Below are 18,242 nucleotides of genomic sequence, written 5' to 3' on the forward strand. Positions count from 1 at the left end.
CTCACAGCTTTTCTAGGGTCACAGGACCGAACAATGGACCCAGGGCCTCGCTGCCGGGCACCCCCGCGGGGATCAGGGCGCACTGATCCGGCACGCCCTCGTCCAGGGCCAGAACCATCTCCAGATGCCGGCCGGACTGATTGATCACGGCAGTGGCGCCCGGTTTCAGGCCCAGGTTGGCGGCTGTCTTGGCATTCAGGCGCAGCAGGCGACCCTGGCGGGCATCCGCCGAGTGCTGCAGCGAGGGTGCCAGACGTACCGCCATGTCACTGGCGTAGATGGGGTAGTAGCCAATGCGGGTCAGGGGACCGTCGCTGAACTGGCTGCTGCTGCAAGGCTGAACGAGGTTATTGCTCAACTGGGTTTCAGCACAGGCCGCTTTCAGCTCCGCCAGCACCTCCTCGCTGCTGTTGAGCTCAAATCCGTCGAGATTGCACAGATTGCCCAGCACCCGCAGCACCTTCCAGGCCGGCCGCGCCTCGCCCTGGGGGCTGACCGCGCCGGCGTAGCTCTGCCAATCCCCCTGGGCATTGACCAGGGTGCCGGAGCTTTCAGCAAACCAGCCGATGGGCAGCAGCAGATCCGCCAGCTGGTGCAGGCTGGGGCTGACAAAGGCGCTCAGGGCTATCACTGGGCCTGCGCCAAACAACTCGGCGGCGGCGCTGGGATCGGCCAGATCCAGCAGCGGATCAAGGCCCAGAATCAGGCTGGCGCCGGTCTTGTCCTGCAGCATCTGGGCGCAGTTGGCGCCCTGTTCGGCATTGGGCTTGCCGCCGGGCAGGCGATTGGGCTGGGCGCCGGCCAGCTGAGCGCCAACCGCGTTGGCGGCAGCAGGCAGATGACCCAGGCGGGCGCCTGCTTTCTCGGCGATGGCAGCGGCCAGGCTCTCAAGCACAGCAAAATCGGGATGACCGCTGGCCAGATTGCCCAGCAGTACGGCGGCCTGGTCGGCAGATTTGAGTTGCTCGGCCAAGGCCTTGGTGGCTGGGGATTCAATGGCATCCTTGACCAGCTCACCGGCAACACCCAAGGCCTTGGCCACCCCGGCCAGGGCCTTGACCATGCCCGCCGGGCTGGTCACCAGCTGCTCGGCGTCGTAATTGAGCTCAAAGCGGCAAGGGTTGATGTAGCCGATAACCGCGCCATTGAGGGCCGCCTTGCGCAGGCGATGGCCCAGCAGGGGCTGATCCTTGCGCGGATTGCCGCCGATCACCAGCAGCGCCTGCTGCTGTTCCAGCTCGGCAATGGGCAGGCCCAGCCAGCGCAGGCTCGAGTTGTCATCGTTGCGGAAATCCGCCTGGCTCAGGCGATGGTCGATGCGGTTGCTGCCCAGGCCACGGGTCAGCTTCTGCGCCAGGTAAAGTTCTTCGACCGTGGCATTGGGCGAAACCAGGCTATTCAGCGAAGCGCCGGCCTGTTTGAGGATTTCAGCCGCCTTGTTCAGCGCGCTCTGCCAGTCGATGGGGCGCCACTGGCCGTTCTGCTTAAGCATGGGCTGGGGCAGACGCTCGTCGGCATTGAGCGCCTCGTAGCTGAAGCGGTCACGGTCGGAGATCCAGCACTCGTTGACCGCTTCGTTGTCCCGCGGCACCACGCGCATCACCTGATTGCGGCGGACGTGGATGGCCAGATTGGAGCCAACGCCATCGTGACAGGCGATGCTGGGGAATTCCTGCAGCTCCCAGGCGCGGGCGCGAAAACGGAAGGGCTTGGAGGTGAGCGCACCCACCGGGCAGACGTCGATGATATTGCCGGACAGCTCGGAATCGACGCTGTGCTGCACGTAGGTGCCGATCTTCATGTGCTCGCCACGGCCGGTGGCGCCCATCTCGCGCACCCCGGCGATCTCTGCGCCGAAGCGCACGCAGCGGGTGCAGTGGATGCAGCGGGTCATATCGGTGGCCACCAGCGGCCCCAGGTCCGGGTCCTTGACCACGCGCTTGGCCTCGACATAGCGGGAGACATCGGAGCCATAACCCATGGCCAGATCCTGCAGCTCGCACTCGCCGCCCTGGTCACAGATGGGGCAGTCCAGCGGGTGGTTGATCAGCAGAAATTCCATGGTGCCCTTCTGCGCCGCCAGGGCCAGGGGCGATTTGGTGTGCACCTTCATCCCCTCGGCCACCGGGGTGGCGCAGGCGGGCAGCGGCTTGGGTGCCTTTTCCACTTCCACCAAACACATGCGGCAGTTGGCTGCGATGGAAAGTTTCTTGTGGTAGCAGAAGCGCGGGATGCTGATGCCGTTGGCATCGGTCACCTCGATGAGCATGGCGCCCGGCCGCGCTTTCAGCTCGCGGCCATCGACTTCAATGCTTACCCCTGTCTCGTCGGTCATGCTTGTTCTCTGGTTTTCATCAGGCTCAGACAGCTACCTGGCACTTCTTGTGGTCGATGTGGTACTGGAACTCATCGCGATAATGTTTGAGCATCCCCTGCACCGGCATAGCAGCGGCATCGCCCAGGGCGCAGATGGTGCGACCGGCGATCTTGGTGGTGACATCGTCCAGCAACGCCAGGTCTTCCGCCCTGCCCTTGCCTTGCTCGATGCGGCTGACCACCCGATACAACCAGCCGGTGCCCTCGCGGCAAGGCGTACACTGGCCGCAGGATTCTTCGTGATAGAAATAGGACAGGCGCTCGAGAATTTTCACCATGCACTGGCGGTCGTCGATGACGACCACAGCGCCGGAGCCGAGCATGGAGCCGGCCTTGGCGATACTGTCGTAGTCCATGTTGGTCTGCAGCATCTGCTCGCCGGGGATCACCGGCGCTGAGGAACCACCGGGGATCACCGCCTTGAGCTTGTAGCCGTCCTTCATGCCGCCGGCCATTTCCAGCAGCGCGGAGAAAGGCGTGCCCAGGGGGATTTCATAGACGCCGGGGCGCTTGATGTTGCCGGAGATGGAAAACAGCTTGGAGCCGCCGCTGTTCTCGACACCTATTGCCTTGAACCACGGCCCGCCCTTCTCCAGGATCACCGGGATCGAGGCCAGGGACTCGGTATTGTTGATGATGGTGGGCTTGCCATAGAGGCCGAACAGGGCGGGGAACGGCGGCTTGTAGCGCGGCTGGCCCTTCTTGCCTTCGATGGACTCCAGCAGCGCCGTTTCTTCGCCGCAGATGTAGGCGCCGGCACCCAGATGGCTGTGGACATCGTAGTCCCAGCCGGAGCCAAGGATGTTCTTGCCGAGCAGACCGGCCGCCCTCGCCTCTTCCAGGGCCGCCTCGAAGCGCTCGTAGGGCTCCCAGAACTCGCCGCGGATGTAGTTGTAGCCGGCGCAGGCACCGATGGCGTAACCGGCGATGATCATGCCTTCAATCAGCTGATGCGGGTTGTAGCGCAGGATGTCGCGGTCCTTGAAGGTACCGGGCTCGCCCTCGTCGGAGTTGCAGACGATGTAGCGCTCACCGGGCAGGCTGCGGTTGATGAAGCTCCACTTCAGTCCGGTGGGGAAGCCAGCACCACCCCGACCGCGCAGGCCGGAGGCCTTGACCTCGTCAATGATTTTTACCGGATCGGTCTTCTCGGCGAGGATCTTTTTCAGCTGCTCGTAACCGCCGCGGGACTGGTAGGTGGCCAGGGTCCAGGGCTGGTCGAGATCGTTGTTGCGCAGACAGACTTCGTTGGCCATGGGCTACTCCAGTCCATCGAGGATGGCGTCTATGCCTTCCGGGGTGAGGTTTTCGTAATACTGGGTGCCGATCTGGAACATGGGCGCACCACCGCAGGCCCCCAGACACTCCACTTCCTTGAGGGTAAAGCGGCCATCCTCGGTGGTCTCGCCCAGGCCTATGCCGAGGCGCTTCTTCAGGTGGCTGACCACCTGATCCGAGCCGCAGATCATGCAGGAGACATTGGTGCAGATACAGATCTTGTGCTTGCCGACGGGCTTGAGCTCATACATGGAGTAGAAGCTGGCCACCTCATAGACGGCGATGGGCGGCATGTCCAGATAGGCGGCGACCTGATCCATCAGTTCGGTGGTGAGATGGCCACCGTTGTACTCCTGCACCTCGCGCAGGGCCCACATTACCGCCGACTGCTGCCAGCCTTCAGGGAACTTGGCCACCCACTTATCAATGGAGTTACGTAGCTCCGGCGTCAGCAGTTGCGACTTCTCGGTCAGCCGGTCCAGGCGGACCATGGGTACGCTCTTGAAGCTCATCAGCGGTCAATCTCCCCGAAGACTACATCCATGGTGCCGATCACGGTGGTGACATCGGACAGCATGTGGCCGCGCACCATCTCGTCCATGGCCGCCAGATGGGGGAAGCCAGGGGCGCGCACCTTCATGCGATAGGGTTTGTTGGCGCCATCGGCCACCAGATAGACGCCAAACTCGCCCTTGGGCGCCTCCACCGCGGCATAGACCTCGCCCGGCGGCGGGCAGTAGCCCTCGGTGAAGAGTTTAAAGTGGTGGATCAGGGCTTCCATGTCCTCTTTCATCTGTGTACGGCTTGGCGGCACCACCTTGTGGTCGTCGATCATCACCGGACCGGAATTGGCCCGCAGCCAAGCAACGCACTGCTTGATGATGCGGTTGGACTGGCGCAGCTCTTCCACGCGCACCAGATAGCGGTCGTAAGTGTCGCCGTTCTTGCCCACCGGGATGTCGAAGTCCACCTCGTTGTAGGCGGCGTAGGGCTGTTTCTTGCGCAGGTCCCAGGCGATGCCGGAGCCGCGCAGCATGGGGCCGGTAAAACCCAGCTGTTTGGCCCGCTGCGGCGTGACCACGCCAATATCCACGGTGCGCTGCTTCCAGATACGGTTGTCGGTGAGCAGGGTTTCGTATTCATCGACATAGCCGTCAAAGCGCTGACAGAAGTCCTCGATGAAATCCAGCAACGAGCCTTCGCGGTTGGCGTTGCGCCGTTTGATGTCCTCGGCGCTGTGCCAGCGGCTGGCCTTTTCCTCGTAGCGCGGCATCTGATCGGGCAGATCGCGATAGACCCCGCCGGGGCGGTAATAGGTAGCGTGCAGCCGGGCGCCGGACACCGCCTCGTAGCAATCCATCAGGTCTTCACGGTCGCGGAAGCAGTAGAGGAACATGGTCATGGCGCCCACGTCCAGGGCATGGGTACCGAGCCACATCAGGTGATTGAGAATCCGCGTGATCTCATCGAACATCGTGCGTATGTACTGAGCGCGGATCGGCGCCTCTATGCCCAGCAGCTTTTCGATGGCCAGCACATAACCGTGCTCGTTGCACATCATCGACACATAATCGAGACGGTCCATGTAGCCGATGCTCTGGTTGAACGGCTTGGTCTCGGCGAGCTTTTCGGTACCGCGATGCAGCAGGCCGATGTGTGGATCGGCGCGCACCACCTGCTCGCCGTCCAGTTCCAGCACCAGGCGCAGCACGCCGTGGGCCGAGGGGTGCTGGGGACCGAAGTTGAGAGTGTAGTTACGAATCTCAGGCATCTTCATGCTCCTGGGAGCGCTGCGCGTAACGGCTATCGCTGCGCAGGGTGCGCGGCACCAGGGTACGCGGCTCGATGCGCACCGGCTCGTAGATCACCCGGCCCTTGTCGGCGTCGTAGCGCATTTCCACATGGCCGGAGAGAGGGAAGTCCTTGCGCAGGGGATGGCCGACAAAGCCGTAATCGGTGAGGATGCGGCGCAGATCGGGATGGCCGTCAAACAGGATGCCGAACAGATCAAAGGCCTCGCGCTCGAACCAGTCGGCGCAGTTCCATACCGGGGTGAGGGAATCGATGATCAGGGTATCGCCGGCGCAGAAGGTCTTCAGGCGCAGGCGGATGTTGTGCTTCAGCGACAGCAGATGACAGACCACGGCAAAGCGGCGTTCCTGATCCGCCTCGGCCACCCCCGGCGGCGTGACAATGGCATTGACACCACGACCAAAGCCGGTATTCGGCGCATCGGCAGTGTTCCACTCGCCCTGGCCGTAGGTCAGATAGTCCACCGCGCACAGATCGATCAGCTGTTCAAAGGCCAGGTCGGCGTGGTTGCGCAGCAGCAGTGCGGCCTTGCTCCAGTCGGCCTTGTCCACCTCCAGGTTGACCTCGCCGAGGCCGCGCTCCAGGCTGAATTCGATCTCCGCCTCTTCGAATTGCTCCTCGATGGCCTCCACCAGGTCATCCAGACGATCCTGCATGCTCATCAGGCTACCTCACCCTGGCTGATTTCATCCTTGCGGGCGATGGTGCTGGTGCGCCGAATCTTTTCCTGCAGCTGCAGCACGCCATAGAGCAGGGCCTCGGCAGTCGGTGGGCAGCCGGGCACATAGATATCCACCGGCACTACCCGGTCGCAGCCGCGCACCACGGCGTAAGAATAGTGATAGTAGCCGCCACCGTTGGCGCAGGAACCCATGGAGATGACCCAGCGCGGCTCGGCCATCTGGTCATAGACCTTGCGCAAGGCCGGGCCCATCTTGTTGGTCAGGGTACCGGCAACGATCATCACATCGGACTGGCGCGGGCTGGGGCGAAAGACGATGCCGAAACGGTCCATGTCATAGCGGGCAGCGGCGGCGTGCATCATCTCCACAGCACAGCAGGCCAGACCAAAGGTCATAGGCCACATGGAACCGGTGCGCGCCCAGTTGATCAGCTTATCGGCGGTGGTGGTGACCACGCCTTCTTTCAGGATACCCTCAACGCCCATGGCGCAGCCCTCGCATCAGTCCCATTCCAGCGCCCCTTTCTTCCATTCGTAGATGAAGCCGATCACCAGCACGCCGAGAAACAGCAGCATGGCATAGAAACCGACCATGCCGATTTCATCCAGCACCACGGCCCAGGGGAAGAGGAAGGCGATTTCCAGATCGAAGATGATGAACAGAATGGCGACCAGGTAATAGCGCACATCGAACTTCATGCGCGCATCTTCAAAGGCCTCAAAGCCGCACTCGTAGGCCGAGCCCTTTTCCGCATCCGGCCGGTGCGGTGCCAGGACAAAGCCCAAGGCGACGAAGGCCGCCCCAACGAGGCCGCCCACCGCAATGAACACGAGTACGGGTAGATAATGTTCCAGCACTTTGCGTTATCCTAAAAAGAGCATTTGGCCACAGAGCACACAGAGAAAAATCAATGTGTTGGAAAGCGAACGTTCATCACCTTTTAGGTGAGCCTGGTCTAATACGTAACTCTTTGAAACAACTCTGTGATCTCTGTGTCTCTGTGGCTTAACTGAGGAATATAGGGTTATGCCCCCGATCTGCGGCCAAGATTCAGGTCAGGTACCAGCCCCGGCCAATAGCAGCGGGCAAGTCTAGTGACATCGGCTGGGCATGTCAAGTTGATGCTCTGAGCGATTAACCAATAAATTCAATAGGTTAATATCAAGAGATGAAATACTGCGCGGATCGGGGCAGCAGCCGACCCAAGCAGCTGCCGAGGCCTGCCTGATTATCTCTGCATCTCAGTCAGGGTCTGGTACGGGCCTGAGTCCGCAGGCCAGGAAGACACCGACACAGCCCCAGGCGTTGGGCCGCTGCAACAGCCGGTAGATATCGGCCCGGTCTGCCTCGGCCTGGATCGGGTCCTCGGCGACCAGTTGCTGGAGCTTGAAACCGGTGGTGAGATCCAGCAGGGCCTGCATGCCCAGCTGGCTGCTGCTCAGGCCCTGCACCCAGGCATTGACCTGGGCAAAACCGGCCTCGGCCAGCAGGCCGGCAAGCTTGCGGCCGATGTGTCTGTCACCGCCCTGCCCGGCCTGCGCCTGGGCGGCGCGGCGAACGAAGGCGGCAAACCGGGCGGGTTCTGGGTAGAGGCTGAGCCAGGCATCATCCACATCGGCAATGGCCAGGATGCCGCCGGGCCTGAGCACCCGCATGATCTCGCTCAGGGCTTGCTCGGGCCGCTTGAGGTGCTGAAACAGAAAGCGGGCATAAACAAAATCAACCCCCCCATCGGCCAGCTCCAGGGCATAGGCATCGCCCTGCTGGAAGCTGAGGTTGGCCAGCCCGGCTTGGGCCGCGTGGGCCCTGGCCTCATCCAGCAACTGCGGGCTGAGGTCCAGCCCCAGCACCTGTCCCCCAGCCACCATTCGCGCCAGCAGGCAGCTGATCAAACCCGGTCCACAGGCCAGATCCAGCACCCGCATACCGGGCCGCAGGCCGCATTGCTGGAGTATCGCCTGCTCCAGGGCCTGTGCCGCATCGGCCTGGGCCTTGAGCCGGTCCAGCTCCTGCTGGTTCTGCCGGAAACCACCAAAGGCGTAGGAGCCGGCGTTCGGGTTCTGAGCGCTCGGGTTCTGATCAGTGTCGGTCATGGCCCTGCCCCTCCACCGCCTGCACCGCGTTGACCCAGTTCTGGGTGCTGCCCCTGAGCCGGTCACAGAGCACCACCGAGAGATTGAGCAGGACCCGGGCGACGATCTCGGGCATGGTCTTCATCGCCTTGTTCAACAGGGCCTGGGTGAGGATCAGCAACTTCACCTCGGTATTGGCCTGCACCCTGGCGGTGCGCGGGCTGCGACTGACAAAGGCGATCTCGCCAAACAACTCGCCCGGCCCGAGCAGGGCCAGGGAGATGGGGCGCGCCGCGCTGCCGCCCCAGATCTCCACTACCCCCTCCAATACGACAAACAACTCATCGCCCACGTCACCGGGGCGAATGATCAGCTCCCCGGCCTGACAGGACAGCAGGCTGCAACTACCCAGAAAGGCCTGCGCCTGGGCCTCGCTCAGGCCGGCCAGCAGGGGGATGCCCTGGGTCGGATCGGCATGCAGATTGTGCTCCAATATGTCCCAAAACTCCTCGCTATCGAGCAGGCGCTTGTTGAGATGCGTGGCATGGTTGGGAAAACAGCCCTCAAACCAAAGACTATCGGCATCACTGGTCGGCAGCTTGCGCGCCAGCCGCCAGAAGGGCGAGCGCACCCGGCGCATGTAGTTGGCATCCTCGGTGATGAATACCATGGGGATGCGGTAGCCCACGTCCTCATCGACAAAGCCCTGGGTGTAGCGCCGATAGCCCAGTTGCTCATAAAAACCCAGCAGGGATGGCGCGCAATTGAGGAAGTTGAAGCGCACGCCCCGCGCCCTGGCGTGTTCGAACAGGCGCAGCAGCAGACCAGCGAGCACCGCCGAGCCGCGCCAGGCGCTGGCCACCATCAACCGGGAACTGATGGACAGACAATCGGGCCGAAACCCCTGCCAGTGCTGCAAGCCATAGATCTGCCTCCAGTAGTCTGAGAGGGGCGTCCTGCCCAGCTGATTGAGCCGGGCGGCGGCAACCACCTCACCGGCCGCCAGCACCATAAAATGATCGGCGTCCGCATCCATCTCATCGTACAGTATCTGCCGCTCCGAGTCGGCATAGCTGAGATGCTTGCCCATCTCCTGCACATAGATTTGGTAGCGAAAACGGTAGATCGCCTCACGCTCAGCAAGAGACCGGGCCAGGCGCAGCTCGGTAGAGACAGGCGGATCGGAGATGGGTTCTGCTGTGGGCATGGGTTCGGCTTTGGTAGGATGCAAGGGGTAGAGCGGCATCTGCAACTGCTATAGAATGCCAAGATAGTGACTTCAAGCAACCCTGGCAACTGCCCAAGTATGGAGCCAAGATGGAATTCACTTCTCACACCCAGGGCCGTGAAGCGGCGCTGATTGAACTCTTCCGATCCACTTTTGCTGCCTCCGAGGGGTCGGCTGAAGGTACTCTGATCAGCAATCTGGTGCGCAAGCTATTGGCAGATACCCCAGCGGAGGACCTGATTGCCTGCCTTGCCGAGGATCAGGGCGAGTTGCTCGGCGCTTGCCTGTTCTCGCGGCTGAGTTTCGCCCAGGATGGGCGCAGTGTCTTCCTCCTCGCCCCCGTTGCCGTGACCCATCAGCGACAGCGCACAGGCATAGGCCAGCAGATGCTCAACCAGGGCCTGGAATTGCTGCGCCAGCAGGGTATGGATGCAGTCCTGACCTATGGCGATCCCAACTTCTATCAGCGGGTTGGCTTTCGACCCATCAGCAGCGCAGACGTCTGCCCACCCCTGCCGCTCCGGCAGCCCCAAGGCTGGCTGGGACAGTCACTGACGACCCAGCCCCTGAGCCAACTGAAGGGGCCATCCCACTGTGTTAACGCCCTGCATGACCCGGCATTCTGGTAAACCGAAAGGGGCACAAGGGTCAGGCACAAGGGTCAGGTCTAGATTCAAAGCCTGCTACCTATTAATTATTGCAAAAGTAATGGCAGTTTAAATTCCTTCCTGATGCCTGAATTAGAAGCGCCCAGTGAATAACATCAACTGCATGAACTTATGCAACTATTAATATATGGTTCAGACCACCAGAGTTCTGCGCTTGTCGCGCTCTACGCAGAATCTTTCCAACGGTCGTGAAATGAAGGCCAAAGAAATCCGCGAGTTGTTGGTAACTGTATGCGCCTGTCGCATAGGCCGCCACAATGGCGTCGTTCCTGCTGTCGTGCAATGACGCTAGCTGATCAAGCGAAACCGCGGGTCGGCTTTTCTGAGCCTTTGGAACCCCGACGGTTTCAGATAACTCTGCATGTTGGGCCTGCACCCGTTCGACAAATACCTCGCCACCAAGGTAAATCTGTTGATTGAGATCACCCCAAATCGTCTCTTTCTCAATCCCCTGTGCCACAAATTCGGCATAGCGTCGAATCGCTTCGCCCCTTTGTGTTGCAAACTGTGCCAACAATCCATTCGTGGCTAACCATTCGGGGGGACTCCGTGCGCCAATCATGTCCAAGTAACTGCTCCAGCGCCAATCACCAGCTTCTGCCACTATACCGGCTCGCACTGGATTAAGAACCACATAGCGCGTCAATTCAAGCAGATATGCGTCCGCATCTGCCAGTATCGCCTTGTATCTCCCTTGAAAAAGATGCCCAACACGCCCATGACGGCGGTTCGATGCCTGTGTATAAACCCCGTTGAGTTGGCGCATCCCTTTTGACAGATTCGCGTTAGGGGTTTCGATTACCAAATGATAGTGATTGCTCATCAGGCAATACGCATGGCAGATCCAGTTGAAGCAACCGGCTACTTCTCCCAGAATACTCAGAAACGCTTTCCGGTCAGAGTCATCCTCATAAATGGCCTCCCGCCGGTCACCTCGGGAAGTCACATGGTAAAGCGCGCCTTCGAACTCGATTCTCACAGGTCTTGTCATGTATGCCAGTCTAACCGATTAAAGGCTTCTATTCTAGACCTGACCCCTGTCTACGCTATTCCAGAAAACCGGGTGATCCGAAGCCCGCTGAGGGTCTGGCTGGCTCTTGCTCGATCTCTAAGGCATCGCTACCTATCTCGCTGTCCCCCATGGACGCCGGTTTGACCAGGGCACCGGACTTGAGGTCGCGCTGATGGAAGCGGAAGGGGCCTTGCAGGGCGGACAGTACCCTGGGGTCGCGGTTGTAGATGTCCTGCTTGAAGTGGACCCGATTGGCATCGGCAAAGGCGGTGCTGTAAACGATCAGGATGCGCATGGGTTGCTTCAGATTGACCCGTGTGGTCTTGCCCGAGGCGATTACCTGTTGGATGCGGGCACGGGTCCAGCCCTGCCCTGCCAGCAGACGTTCGGCCAGGTCCAGGGGGTTGCGCAGGCGGATGCAGCCGGAGCTGGTGGTGCGTACCTGGCGGGCGAAATATTCCCGGTGGTTGGTGTCGTGGACAAATACATGGTGCTTGTTGGGGAACATGAACTTGACCACACCTAAGGCGTTGTCTGGCCCCGGTGGCTGGCGCACCAGATAGGGAAAGTGGCTCATCCCCTTCCAGTCTATGGCATGGGGATCAAGCCGAGCGCCCTTCTGGCTGAGCAGTTGGTAACCCTTTTTGTCCAGGTAGCCTGGGTCTTTTTTCAATTCCGGCAGTATGCTGCGCCTGAGGATGCCTGGGGGTATGGTCCAGGTGGGGTTGAAGTCGATGTATTCCACTTGGTCCTTGAAGGCCGGGGTATTGGTGAAGCGCTTGCCCACCTGCACCTGTTCGCGCCAGATGACCTGTCCTTCCCTGAACCAGTAGATCATGAAGCCGGCGATATCCACCGCCAGGAACTCGCCCTTGTCCTCGTGCAGGATCCAGCGCTGGCGCTCCAGATTAACGCGGATCTGCTGGATGCGCTCGGCCACCGGCGCATTCATTGCCGCCAGGGTGGCTGGGCCTATGATGCCATCCACCTCCAGCCCGTGGCGTTGCTGAAAGGCCTTGACGCCATCCAGCAGGGTCGGGTCGTAGCGCTCATCACCCTGGCCCGAGGCCAGATCGCCGCTAATGGCCAGACGTCGGCGGATGGCCGGGATGCGTCCATCCCGGTCGCCGGGGCGCAGGCTGTCGCCCTTTGCCAGTTGCGGCCAACCGCCGTCAGCGGCAATCGCCCGATAACGCTGTAGCCCCTGTTTCAGCTGCCGGTAACGGCGGTTGTCCGGCCTGGCCCAGTCATAGGCCTGATCGATGCGCCCCTTGCGTACCCAGGCCAGCAACAGGGCTGATCTGTCTTTGCCATCACGGGCCTGGCCGAAGTTGTTGTCCGGATCCACCCCCTGGGGGTCGGCCTTGCCGTAGTACAGGTGATAAAGTGCGCGCAGATAGGCCTCAGTGAGCAGTATATCGATACGCGCCGTCTCTTCCAGGCTGTAGCGATTGCGGCTGGGGGACTGCAAAAAGGGCAGGATCTCGGCAAAGCGGTAATCGCTTGGCTCCAGGCCATCATCGGCCAGGCCAAGCAGGGCCTGATCCAGGGAGCGAATCGCCGCCGGGGTCCATAGATGCTTGAAGCCGTTGGCGGCATACATGCGCAGGATGAACACCTTGCCGTAGAGGGTTTCGCCGTCGGCCAGCTTGGCGATCGGCTGGCCATCATCGGGCAGCAGGCGCTCCAGGGTGGCGCGAAAGGCACTGGCCTGGGCCGCTGGCGGCAACAGCAGCAAGAGCAGCAGGCCTGCCAGCCCCAGCTTGGGCAGATCTCTGTGGGTTGGATACATTGGATTTTGGTTTCAGTGAGTTACACCCATCGCCTGAGCGGCCAACCGGAAGGTTAAACCGGATTGCAACGACCTCCAAAGGGGTCCAGCCCATGCCCTCGATGCAAGGGTTTGGCAAAACCCGGGTCTGGAGACGATGATAGCACCCGCCCTGGCTCTAAGCTAAGCCCGGAGGGAATCGCGCAAGCCCCTAAACTCCAGGCGACATAAGGTTGTTTAAGATGGCCGCTTGAACGGCTCATGCTAAAATCCGCTGCGGGCTAGCAAAGTCTCTAGGAGCCTGTCGGATTTAGGATGCTCCTACTGCGCCGGTGGGAAGAACGGCCCAAATTTCCCCGATTTTTCGTTGCGTAGGCCAACTATGCGCCTCAAAATCGTGAAAATTTGTTCTCGCTCTCCCACCTTGCTCGCTACGGGCACCTAAACCTGACAGACTCCTAGTGGGAGGACGGACGATGACTGATAATGAACTGCGAGAACTTGTAGCCAGCTTGATACGGGCCCAGGTTAAAACCGATGCACAGCTGGCTAAGACCGATGCACAGCTGGCTAAGACCGATGCACAGCTGGCGAAGACCGATGCACAGCTGGCGAAGACAGACATACAACTGGCGAAGACCGATGCCAAGCTGAACAAGTTGGCGGAAATGTACGGTGGAGTGGGAAACAATCAAGGTAAAGTTGCTGAGGAATTCTACTTTAATTCCCTCAAACACAATCCGATTCTGAACAACATAAGATTTGATTTTATCGAAAAGAACCTGACCCGTAGCAGGGACGGCATTGAGGAGGAATACGATCTCTTGCTCGTCAATGGACAGGATGTCTATATCGTTGAGGTAAAGTACCACCTGCATCCCAAGGACATTGAACGTATGCTGGGGCGTAAGCTTTTAAATTTCAAAAAGCTTTTTCCTGAGTACCGGGATTACAGAATTCATCTGGCGCTCGCTACCTTCGCCGTAGAGGATGAGGTGAAGCAGATGGTATTGGATCAGGGTATTACCTTGCTGCAGAGGCGAGGCGAGCTTATCGAGACCTTGGCGGCATAGGTGGCAGGCCCCGATTGAGCATCAATGATTCTGGTGAGCCTATAGGGCCGCCAAGTCGTGCTCGGGCTCAACAAACAGCATTCCAAACCGGGCTTGCCGGGCATGGGGCAAGCCCTACCTTTTTTCATTCGGCAACCCATGCGGGGGTAAGGGTGCAAGGCCTCGACATCGATTTCTACCTCGCCCAAGACTGGCGCAACCATTTGGCCCGGCTGCCGTGGGGCCTGGCTGGCTGGCTGCGAAACAGGCACGCCTAAAAGATGCACGACGACACCCATCATGGCTCTGGGCTGCGCGATCTTTGGGTCGTGTTGCTGCCGCTGAGCCTGCTGGTGCTGCTTGCCTGGCGGTTGGGAACCTATCCGCTACCCTGGCAATGGAGCCTGCCCTGGGTGCCCTCCCTGGGGGTCGAGCTGGCGTTTCGCGTGGATGGCCTGACGGCGCTGATGCTGGCCCTGATCACCGGGATCGGCAGCCTGGTGTTTCTCTATGCCTGCGGCTACCTGGCCGGGCAGCCGCGTCGGGGCCGGGTGTATTTCCTGCTGCCGCTGTTCATGCTGGCCATGATCGGCGCGGTGATGGCCGATGATGTGGTGCTGCTGTTCCTATTCTGGGAGCTGACCAGCGTCATCTCTTTCCTGCTGGTGGGCTTTGATCACCAGAACGCCCAGGCGCGGGCCTCGGCGCGGCAGGCGTTGCTGATCACCATGGGCGGCGGCTTGGCCCTGCTCGGTGGCCTGCTGTTGCTGGGGCAGATGGCCGGCAGCCTGCGCCTGTCCGCCATCATCGCCGCGGCACCGGCCCTGCAAGACGACCCCCGTCTGCCCCTGGCACTGCTGCTGGTGATGCTCGGCGCCTTCACCAAATCGGCCCAGTTTCCCTTTCATTTCTGGCTGCCCAACGCCATGTCGGCACCGACCCCGGTGAGCGCCTATCTGCACTCGGCCACCCTGGTCAAGCTGGGCATCTACCTGCTGCTGCGCCTGGACCCGGCCTTCAATGACCTGCTGCTGTGGGAGCTGGTGCTGGTGGGCAGCGGCACCATCACCGCCCTGTGGGCCTCGCTGCTGGCCCTGCGCGAGCGGGATCTCAAGCGCATCCTGGCGCGCACCACGGTGGCGGCGCTGGGCACCCTGACCCTGCTGGTGGGGCTGCCCAGCCCAGGTGCCGGGCTGGCGGCGGTGGCCTTTCTGTTCGCCCATGCCATCTACAAGGCCCCGCTGTTTATGGTGGCCGGCAATATCGATCACGCCACCGGCACCCGTCTCATCGACCAACTCCGAGGCCTGCGCCAGGCCATGCCCTGGACGGCGGCGGCGGCCCTGATCGCCGGGCTGTCCATGGCCGGCCTGCCCCTGGCCTTTGGCTTTGTCAGCAAGGACCTGATCAGCATCGCCAAGTCCGAGGCCGATCTGCTGGCGCTGATCAGCTATGCCCTGGTGCTGGTCAATGGCATTGCCGTGGCGGTGGCGGCGGTGGCGGCGATTCGTATCTTCTGGGGTCGGCCCAAGCTGGATTCGGGTCAAATCCACGAAGTACCCTGGACCATGCTGTTGCCACCCCTGGGCATTGCCCTGATGGGTCTGGAGTTTGAGTTCCTGCCCGAGCTGGCCGCGCCGCTGCTGGCACCGGCGGCAAAGGTGGTGTCACCCGGCCTGGGGCTGGTGCAGCTGGATACCAGCTACGACCTGGAGACCCTGGTCTCGGCCCTGGGCCTAACCCTGGGCATAGGCCTGCTGCTGTTCATGACCTGGGACCGTCTGCACGATCGCCTGCATCGGGTGCATTGGCTCGACCGCTACGGCCCGGAGGCGACCTATGACTTCCTGCTCAAGGGCCTGGCCCGGCTTGCCGCCTGGCACACCCGGCGTTTGCAGCACGGCCATCTGCGCGGCTATCTGCGTCTGGTGCTGGTCAGCTTCATCGGCATCGGCCTATTTGCTGCCTGGCAGACACAGGGGCAGCAGGCCCTGCCCTGGTCCCATCTGAGCCAATGGCCGGAGCAGGCCTGGGCCTGGCTGGTGGCGGCCCTGCTGATGCTGAGCGGTGCCCTGGCCAGCCTGTTGCTGCGCGACCGCCTTGCCCTGCTCATGGCCAGCGGCCTGCTCGGCTATGGCGCGGCCCTGCTGTTCCTGTTCGCCGGGGCGCCGGATCTGGCCTTTACCCAGTTCATGGTGGAGACCATCCTGGTGGTGGTGGCCGCCGCCGTGCTGCCGCGTTTTGGCACCAGCGGCCCGGCCGATCGCCGTCTGCGCTGGGCCGATCTGACCCTGGCCCTGGCCACCGGACTTGGCGTCATGCTATTACTGGCGCAGATGTACGGCTTTGCCGAGAACCGGCAGCTGGCCGACTGGTTCGCCGCGCAAAGCCTGCCAGCGGCCCAGGGGCATAACGTGGTGAATGTGATCATCGTTGACTTCCGCGCCCTGGATACCCTGGGCGAGATCGCCGTGGTAGCCTTCGCCCTGCTGGCGGCCTTGCCCTTGTTGCGGGCAAGAAAGCGGTAGAGCCTATCGGCTATGGGATGCCCAACGTTCTGGATAAGTGAGGATCTGATGCAGCAATCCATTCAATTTGAAACAGTGATCAATGAGCACATTGCCCGGGATATCCCGGAGATCGCACCCTTGCTGGGCCATCGCGTGCAATTGATCGCGCTCGACATGGGGCAGCCCAATGCCCCAGTGCAAAGCAAGAAACTGACGTTTGAAGAATATCTGGCCACGCGCCCAAAATGGCCCAAGGATCGACCACCCATAACCCTTGAGGAGATGGAAGAGGCCATAGTAAAGGGGGCTCTGGACAGTGCAAAGTCTTGACACCAACGTCGTGGTCCGTCTGATTCTCTGTGACGATCCACGTCAGTTTCCTTTGGCAGAAAAGACTTGGCTGGATACCTTGAAGCATGGCGGAATCTTTTTGTCGATGACGGTGTTGCTCGAAACCCACTGGGTTTTGTCTCGCAGTGCGGGTTTTGACCGGACACGCATAGTTTCGGAGTTACAGCGCCTGAGCCAACTGGACGGCGTAAGATTGGAGAATGCAGAGATCGTAGCACGGGCTATTGAGCGTTATGCCGACAGCCAGTCAGACTTTGCTGATTGCGTGATATTGGAGTGTTCGCGTAGCCAAGGGGCATTACCGGTGCGTACCTTTGATAAGCGGTTTTCTCGGTTGGATGGGGTCAGCCTCATCGAAGATCCCATGCCCGCCCCCCAGAAGGTCCAATGAAAACGAACTCGCCCTTGCTCATTATTGCCGCACGGCCGCTCTACTGGGTGCTGTTTGCCGCCTCCCTGTGGGTGCTGCTGCGCGGTCATAACGCGCCCGGCGGCGGCTTTATCGGCGGCCTGCTGGCGGTGGCGGCGAGCAGTTGGCTGGCGAGCCTGCAGGGGGTTGCCGCAGCACAGCGATTACAGGGCCTGGCACCCCTGCCGCTGGCCATGCTCGGGGTACTGCTGGCACTGGTCAGCGGCCTGGCCGGGCCACTGTTCGGCCAGCCCTACCTGACCCATCTCTGGTATGGGCCGCTGAGCACCGTGCTGCCCTTTGATGTGGGGGTGTTTCTGGCGGTCTGGGGCACCCTGACCGGCTTTATCTACCCCCTGCTGGAGGCCGAGGAGGAAACCGCATGAGCCTGCTGCTGATCATTACCATCGGTCTGGGCGTCAGTGCCAGCATTTATCTGATGCTGGCCCGGGACCTGTTTCGCCTGCTGCTGGGGCTGACCATGCTGGGCAGCCTGACCAATCTGCTGCTGTTCATGAGCGGACGCCCTGGCAGCCTGCTGGCACCGGTGATCGAGCGCGGCGCCGAGGCCCTGCCGGCCGGTTTCACTAATCCCCTGCCCCAGGCCCTGACCCTGACCGCCATCGTCATCGGCTTTGCCCTGCTGGCCTTCGCCCTGGTGCTGGGGGCCCGCGTGGCCCAGGGCAATGCCCTGACCGATCGCCTGCGCGCCTCTGAGCCGGTGCCCCAGGATCCGGTCAAGCCGCCGATCGATGATGAGTAGTTACTGGAACTCAAAGAGTCCGCAAATGAACGCGAATAAACGCAAAATGGGCAATAACATCTCAGCCAATGACATAGGGCGGCCCGTGGCCGCCGCGCCCTTGCAAGGTGCAACCCCATTGCAAGCGGCTTGACGGCGGGCGCGGCCCGCCCTATGCCTCGCGCCTTAGCCCGGATGGAGTGCAACGGAATCCGGGGTTGCCGCTGGGCAAGACCTCCCCGGATTCCGCTACGCTTCATCCGGGCTACAACCCAACA

Annotated in this window: 18 protein-coding genes; 7 read left to right on the forward strand and 11 right to left on the reverse strand. The window is 61.4% G+C overall.

Annotated elements, in window-relative coordinates; all coding sequences use genetic code 11:
• Position 1 precedes the first annotated feature (1 nt).
• The 9 genes from D5125_00355 to D5125_00395 all read right to left on the reverse strand — a co-directional run bounded on the left by D5125_00355 (position 2) and on the right by D5125_00395 (position 9,428).
• Complete coding sequence (locus tag D5125_00355) at positions 2–2,335, reverse strand: NADH-quinone oxidoreductase subunit G (GenBank protein ID QFY88054.1); 2,334 nt, start codon at positions 2,333–2,335, stop codon at positions 2–4.
• Positions 2,336–2,360: 25 nt separating this feature from the next.
• Positions 2,361–3,632, reverse strand: coding sequence for an NADH-quinone oxidoreductase subunit NuoF (gene nuoF / locus D5125_00360; GenBank protein ID QFY88055.1), 1,272 nt, complete (start codon positions 3,630–3,632; stop codon positions 2,361–2,363).
• A gap of 3 nt (positions 3,633–3,635) precedes the next feature.
• Positions 3,636–4,166 (reverse strand): NAD(P)H-dependent oxidoreductase subunit E, encoded by a 531-nt coding sequence (locus D5125_00365; protein ID QFY88056.1) that lies wholly within the window; start codon positions 4,164–4,166, stop codon positions 3,636–3,638.
• Positions 4,166–5,425, reverse strand: coding sequence for an NADH-quinone oxidoreductase subunit D (locus tag D5125_00370; GenBank protein ID QFY88057.1), 1,260 nt, complete (start codon positions 5,423–5,425; stop codon positions 4,166–4,168). Before D5125_00370 ends, D5125_00365 begins: the two co-directional genes overlap by 1 nt.
• Complete coding sequence (locus D5125_00375) at positions 5,418–6,122, reverse strand: NADH-quinone oxidoreductase subunit C (GenBank protein QFY91015.1); 705 nt, start codon at positions 6,120–6,122, stop codon at positions 5,418–5,420. The genes D5125_00370 and D5125_00375 overlap by 8 nt, the downstream gene beginning before the upstream one ends.
• Positions 6,123–6,127: 5 nt before the next feature.
• Positions 6,128–6,634, reverse strand: coding sequence for an NADH-quinone oxidoreductase subunit B (locus D5125_00380; GenBank protein ID QFY88058.1), 507 nt, complete (start codon positions 6,632–6,634; stop codon positions 6,128–6,130).
• Between the two features lie 15 nt (positions 6,635–6,649).
• Positions 6,650–7,006 (reverse strand): NADH-quinone oxidoreductase subunit A, encoded by a 357-nt coding sequence (locus D5125_00385; protein ID QFY88059.1) that lies wholly within the window; start codon positions 7,004–7,006, stop codon positions 6,650–6,652.
• Between the two features lie 384 nt (positions 7,007–7,390).
• Entirely contained in the window at positions 7,391–8,242 is an 852-nt protein-coding gene (locus tag D5125_00390; protein ID QFY88060.1) for a methyltransferase domain-containing protein, read from the reverse strand.
• Positions 8,229–9,428 carry a cyclic nucleotide-binding domain-containing protein gene (locus D5125_00395; GenBank protein ID QFY88061.2) on the reverse strand — a complete coding sequence of 400 codons (1,200 nt, stop codon included), beginning with the start codon at positions 9,426–9,428 and terminating at the stop codon, positions 8,229–8,231. Before D5125_00395 ends, D5125_00390 begins: the two co-directional genes overlap by 14 nt.
• Before the next feature lie 110 nt (positions 9,429–9,538).
• Between D5125_00395 and D5125_00400 the strand changes: the two genes are divergently transcribed.
• Positions 9,539–10,078 (forward strand): N-acetyltransferase, encoded by a 540-nt coding sequence (locus D5125_00400; protein QFY88062.1) that lies wholly within the window; start codon positions 9,539–9,541, stop codon positions 10,076–10,078.
• Between the two features lie 148 nt (positions 10,079–10,226).
• Here D5125_00400 and D5125_00405 read toward each other — a convergent pair whose 3' ends face one another.
• Both D5125_00405 and D5125_00410 read right to left on the reverse strand, forming a co-directional pair.
• Positions 10,227–11,108, reverse strand: a complete 882-nt coding sequence (locus D5125_00405; protein ID QFY88063.1) for a transposase — start codon at positions 11,106–11,108, stop codon at positions 10,227–10,229.
• 55 nt (positions 11,109–11,163) lie between these two features.
• Positions 11,164–12,921, reverse strand: coding sequence for a L,D-transpeptidase family protein (locus D5125_00410; GenBank protein ID QFY88064.1), 1,758 nt, complete (start codon positions 12,919–12,921; stop codon positions 11,164–11,166).
• A gap of 455 nt (positions 12,922–13,376) precedes the next feature.
• On the opposite strand from D5125_00410, the gene D5125_00415 reads away from it, so the two are divergent.
• From D5125_00415 to D5125_00440, 6 genes are all read left to right on the forward strand, one after another.
• On the forward strand, positions 13,377–13,973 hold the full coding sequence (locus tag D5125_00415; GenBank protein QFY88065.1) for a hypothetical protein: 597 nt from the start codon (positions 13,377–13,379) through the stop codon (positions 13,971–13,973).
• 260 nt (positions 13,974–14,233) lie between these two features.
• Positions 14,234–16,480: a DUF4040 domain-containing protein gene (locus D5125_00420; GenBank protein QFY88066.1), complete on the forward strand. Its 2,247-nt coding sequence runs from the start codon at positions 14,234–14,236 to the stop codon at positions 16,478–16,480.
• A 48-nt stretch (positions 16,481–16,528) separates the two neighbouring features.
• Positions 16,529–16,792, forward strand: a complete 264-nt coding sequence (locus D5125_00425) for a hypothetical protein (protein QFY88067.1) — start codon at positions 16,529–16,531, stop codon at positions 16,790–16,792.
• Complete coding sequence (locus tag D5125_00430) at positions 16,779–17,204, forward strand: type II toxin-antitoxin system VapC family toxin (GenBank protein ID QFY88068.1); 426 nt, start codon at positions 16,779–16,781, stop codon at positions 17,202–17,204. The genes D5125_00425 and D5125_00430 overlap by 14 nt, the downstream gene beginning before the upstream one ends.
• Positions 17,201–17,608: a Na(+)/H(+) antiporter subunit B gene (locus D5125_00435; GenBank protein ID QFY88069.1), complete on the forward strand. Its 408-nt coding sequence runs from the start codon at positions 17,201–17,203 to the stop codon at positions 17,606–17,608. The genes D5125_00430 and D5125_00435 overlap by 4 nt, the downstream gene beginning before the upstream one ends.
• A complete protein-coding gene (locus D5125_00440; GenBank protein QFY88070.1) occupies positions 17,605–17,985 on the forward strand; it encodes an NADH-quinone oxidoreductase subunit K in 381 nt (126 codons plus the stop codon). Before D5125_00435 ends, D5125_00440 begins: the two co-directional genes overlap by 4 nt.
• Positions 17,986–18,242 lie beyond the last annotated feature (257 nt).

The organism is gamma proteobacterium SS-5 (assembly GCA_009497875.2).
Lineage (GTDB): Bacteria > Pseudomonadota > Gammaproteobacteria > Chromatiales > Chromatiaceae > Magnetovirga > Magnetovirga frankeli.

Coding starts and splice junctions, on each gene's coding strand:
- D5125_00355 (QFY88054.1), bottom strand. CDS start 2,335: ATGACCGACGAGACAGGGGTAAGCATTGAAGTCGATGGCCGCGAGCTG.
- nuoF (QFY88055.1), bottom strand. CDS start 3,632: ATGGCCAACGAAGTCTGTCTGCGCAACAACGATCTCGACCAGCCCTGG.
- D5125_00365 (QFY88056.1), bottom strand. CDS start 4,166: ATGAGCTTCAAGAGCGTACCCATGGTCCGCCTGGACCGGCTGACCGAG.
- D5125_00370 (QFY88057.1), bottom strand. CDS start 5,425: ATGCCTGAGATTCGTAACTACACTCTCAACTTCGGTCCCCAGCACCCC.
- D5125_00375 (QFY91015.1), bottom strand. CDS start 6,122: ATGCAGGATCGTCTGGATGACCTGGTGGAGGCCATCGAGGAGCAATTC.
- D5125_00380 (QFY88058.1), bottom strand. CDS start 6,634: ATGGGCGTTGAGGGTATCCTGAAAGAAGGCGTGGTCACCACCACCGCC.
- D5125_00390 (QFY88060.1), bottom strand. CDS start 8,242: ATGACCGACACTGATCAGAACCCGAGCGCTCAGAACCCGAACGCCGGC.
- D5125_00395 (QFY88061.2), bottom strand. CDS start 9,428: ATGCCCACAGCAGAACCCATCTCCGATCCGCCTGTCTCTACCGAGCTG.
- D5125_00400 (QFY88062.1), top strand. CDS start 9,539: ATGGAATTCACTTCTCACACCCAGGGCCGTGAAGCGGCGCTGATTGAA.
- D5125_00405 (QFY88063.1), bottom strand. CDS start 11,108: ATGACAAGACCTGTGAGAATCGAGTTCGAAGGCGCGCTTTACCATGTG.
- D5125_00410 (QFY88064.1), bottom strand. CDS start 12,921: ATGTATCCAACCCACAGAGATCTGCCCAAGCTGGGGCTGGCAGGCCTG.
- D5125_00415 (QFY88065.1), top strand. CDS start 13,377: ATGACTGATAATGAACTGCGAGAACTTGTAGCCAGCTTGATACGGGCC.
- D5125_00420 (QFY88066.1), top strand. CDS start 14,234: ATGCACGACGACACCCATCATGGCTCTGGGCTGCGCGATCTTTGGGTC.
- D5125_00425 (QFY88067.1), top strand. CDS start 16,529: ATGCAGCAATCCATTCAATTTGAAACAGTGATCAATGAGCACATTGCC.
- D5125_00435 (QFY88069.1), top strand. CDS start 17,201: ATGAAAACGAACTCGCCCTTGCTCATTATTGCCGCACGGCCGCTCTAC.
- D5125_00440 (QFY88070.1), top strand. CDS start 17,605: ATGAGCCTGCTGCTGATCATTACCATCGGTCTGGGCGTCAGTGCCAGC.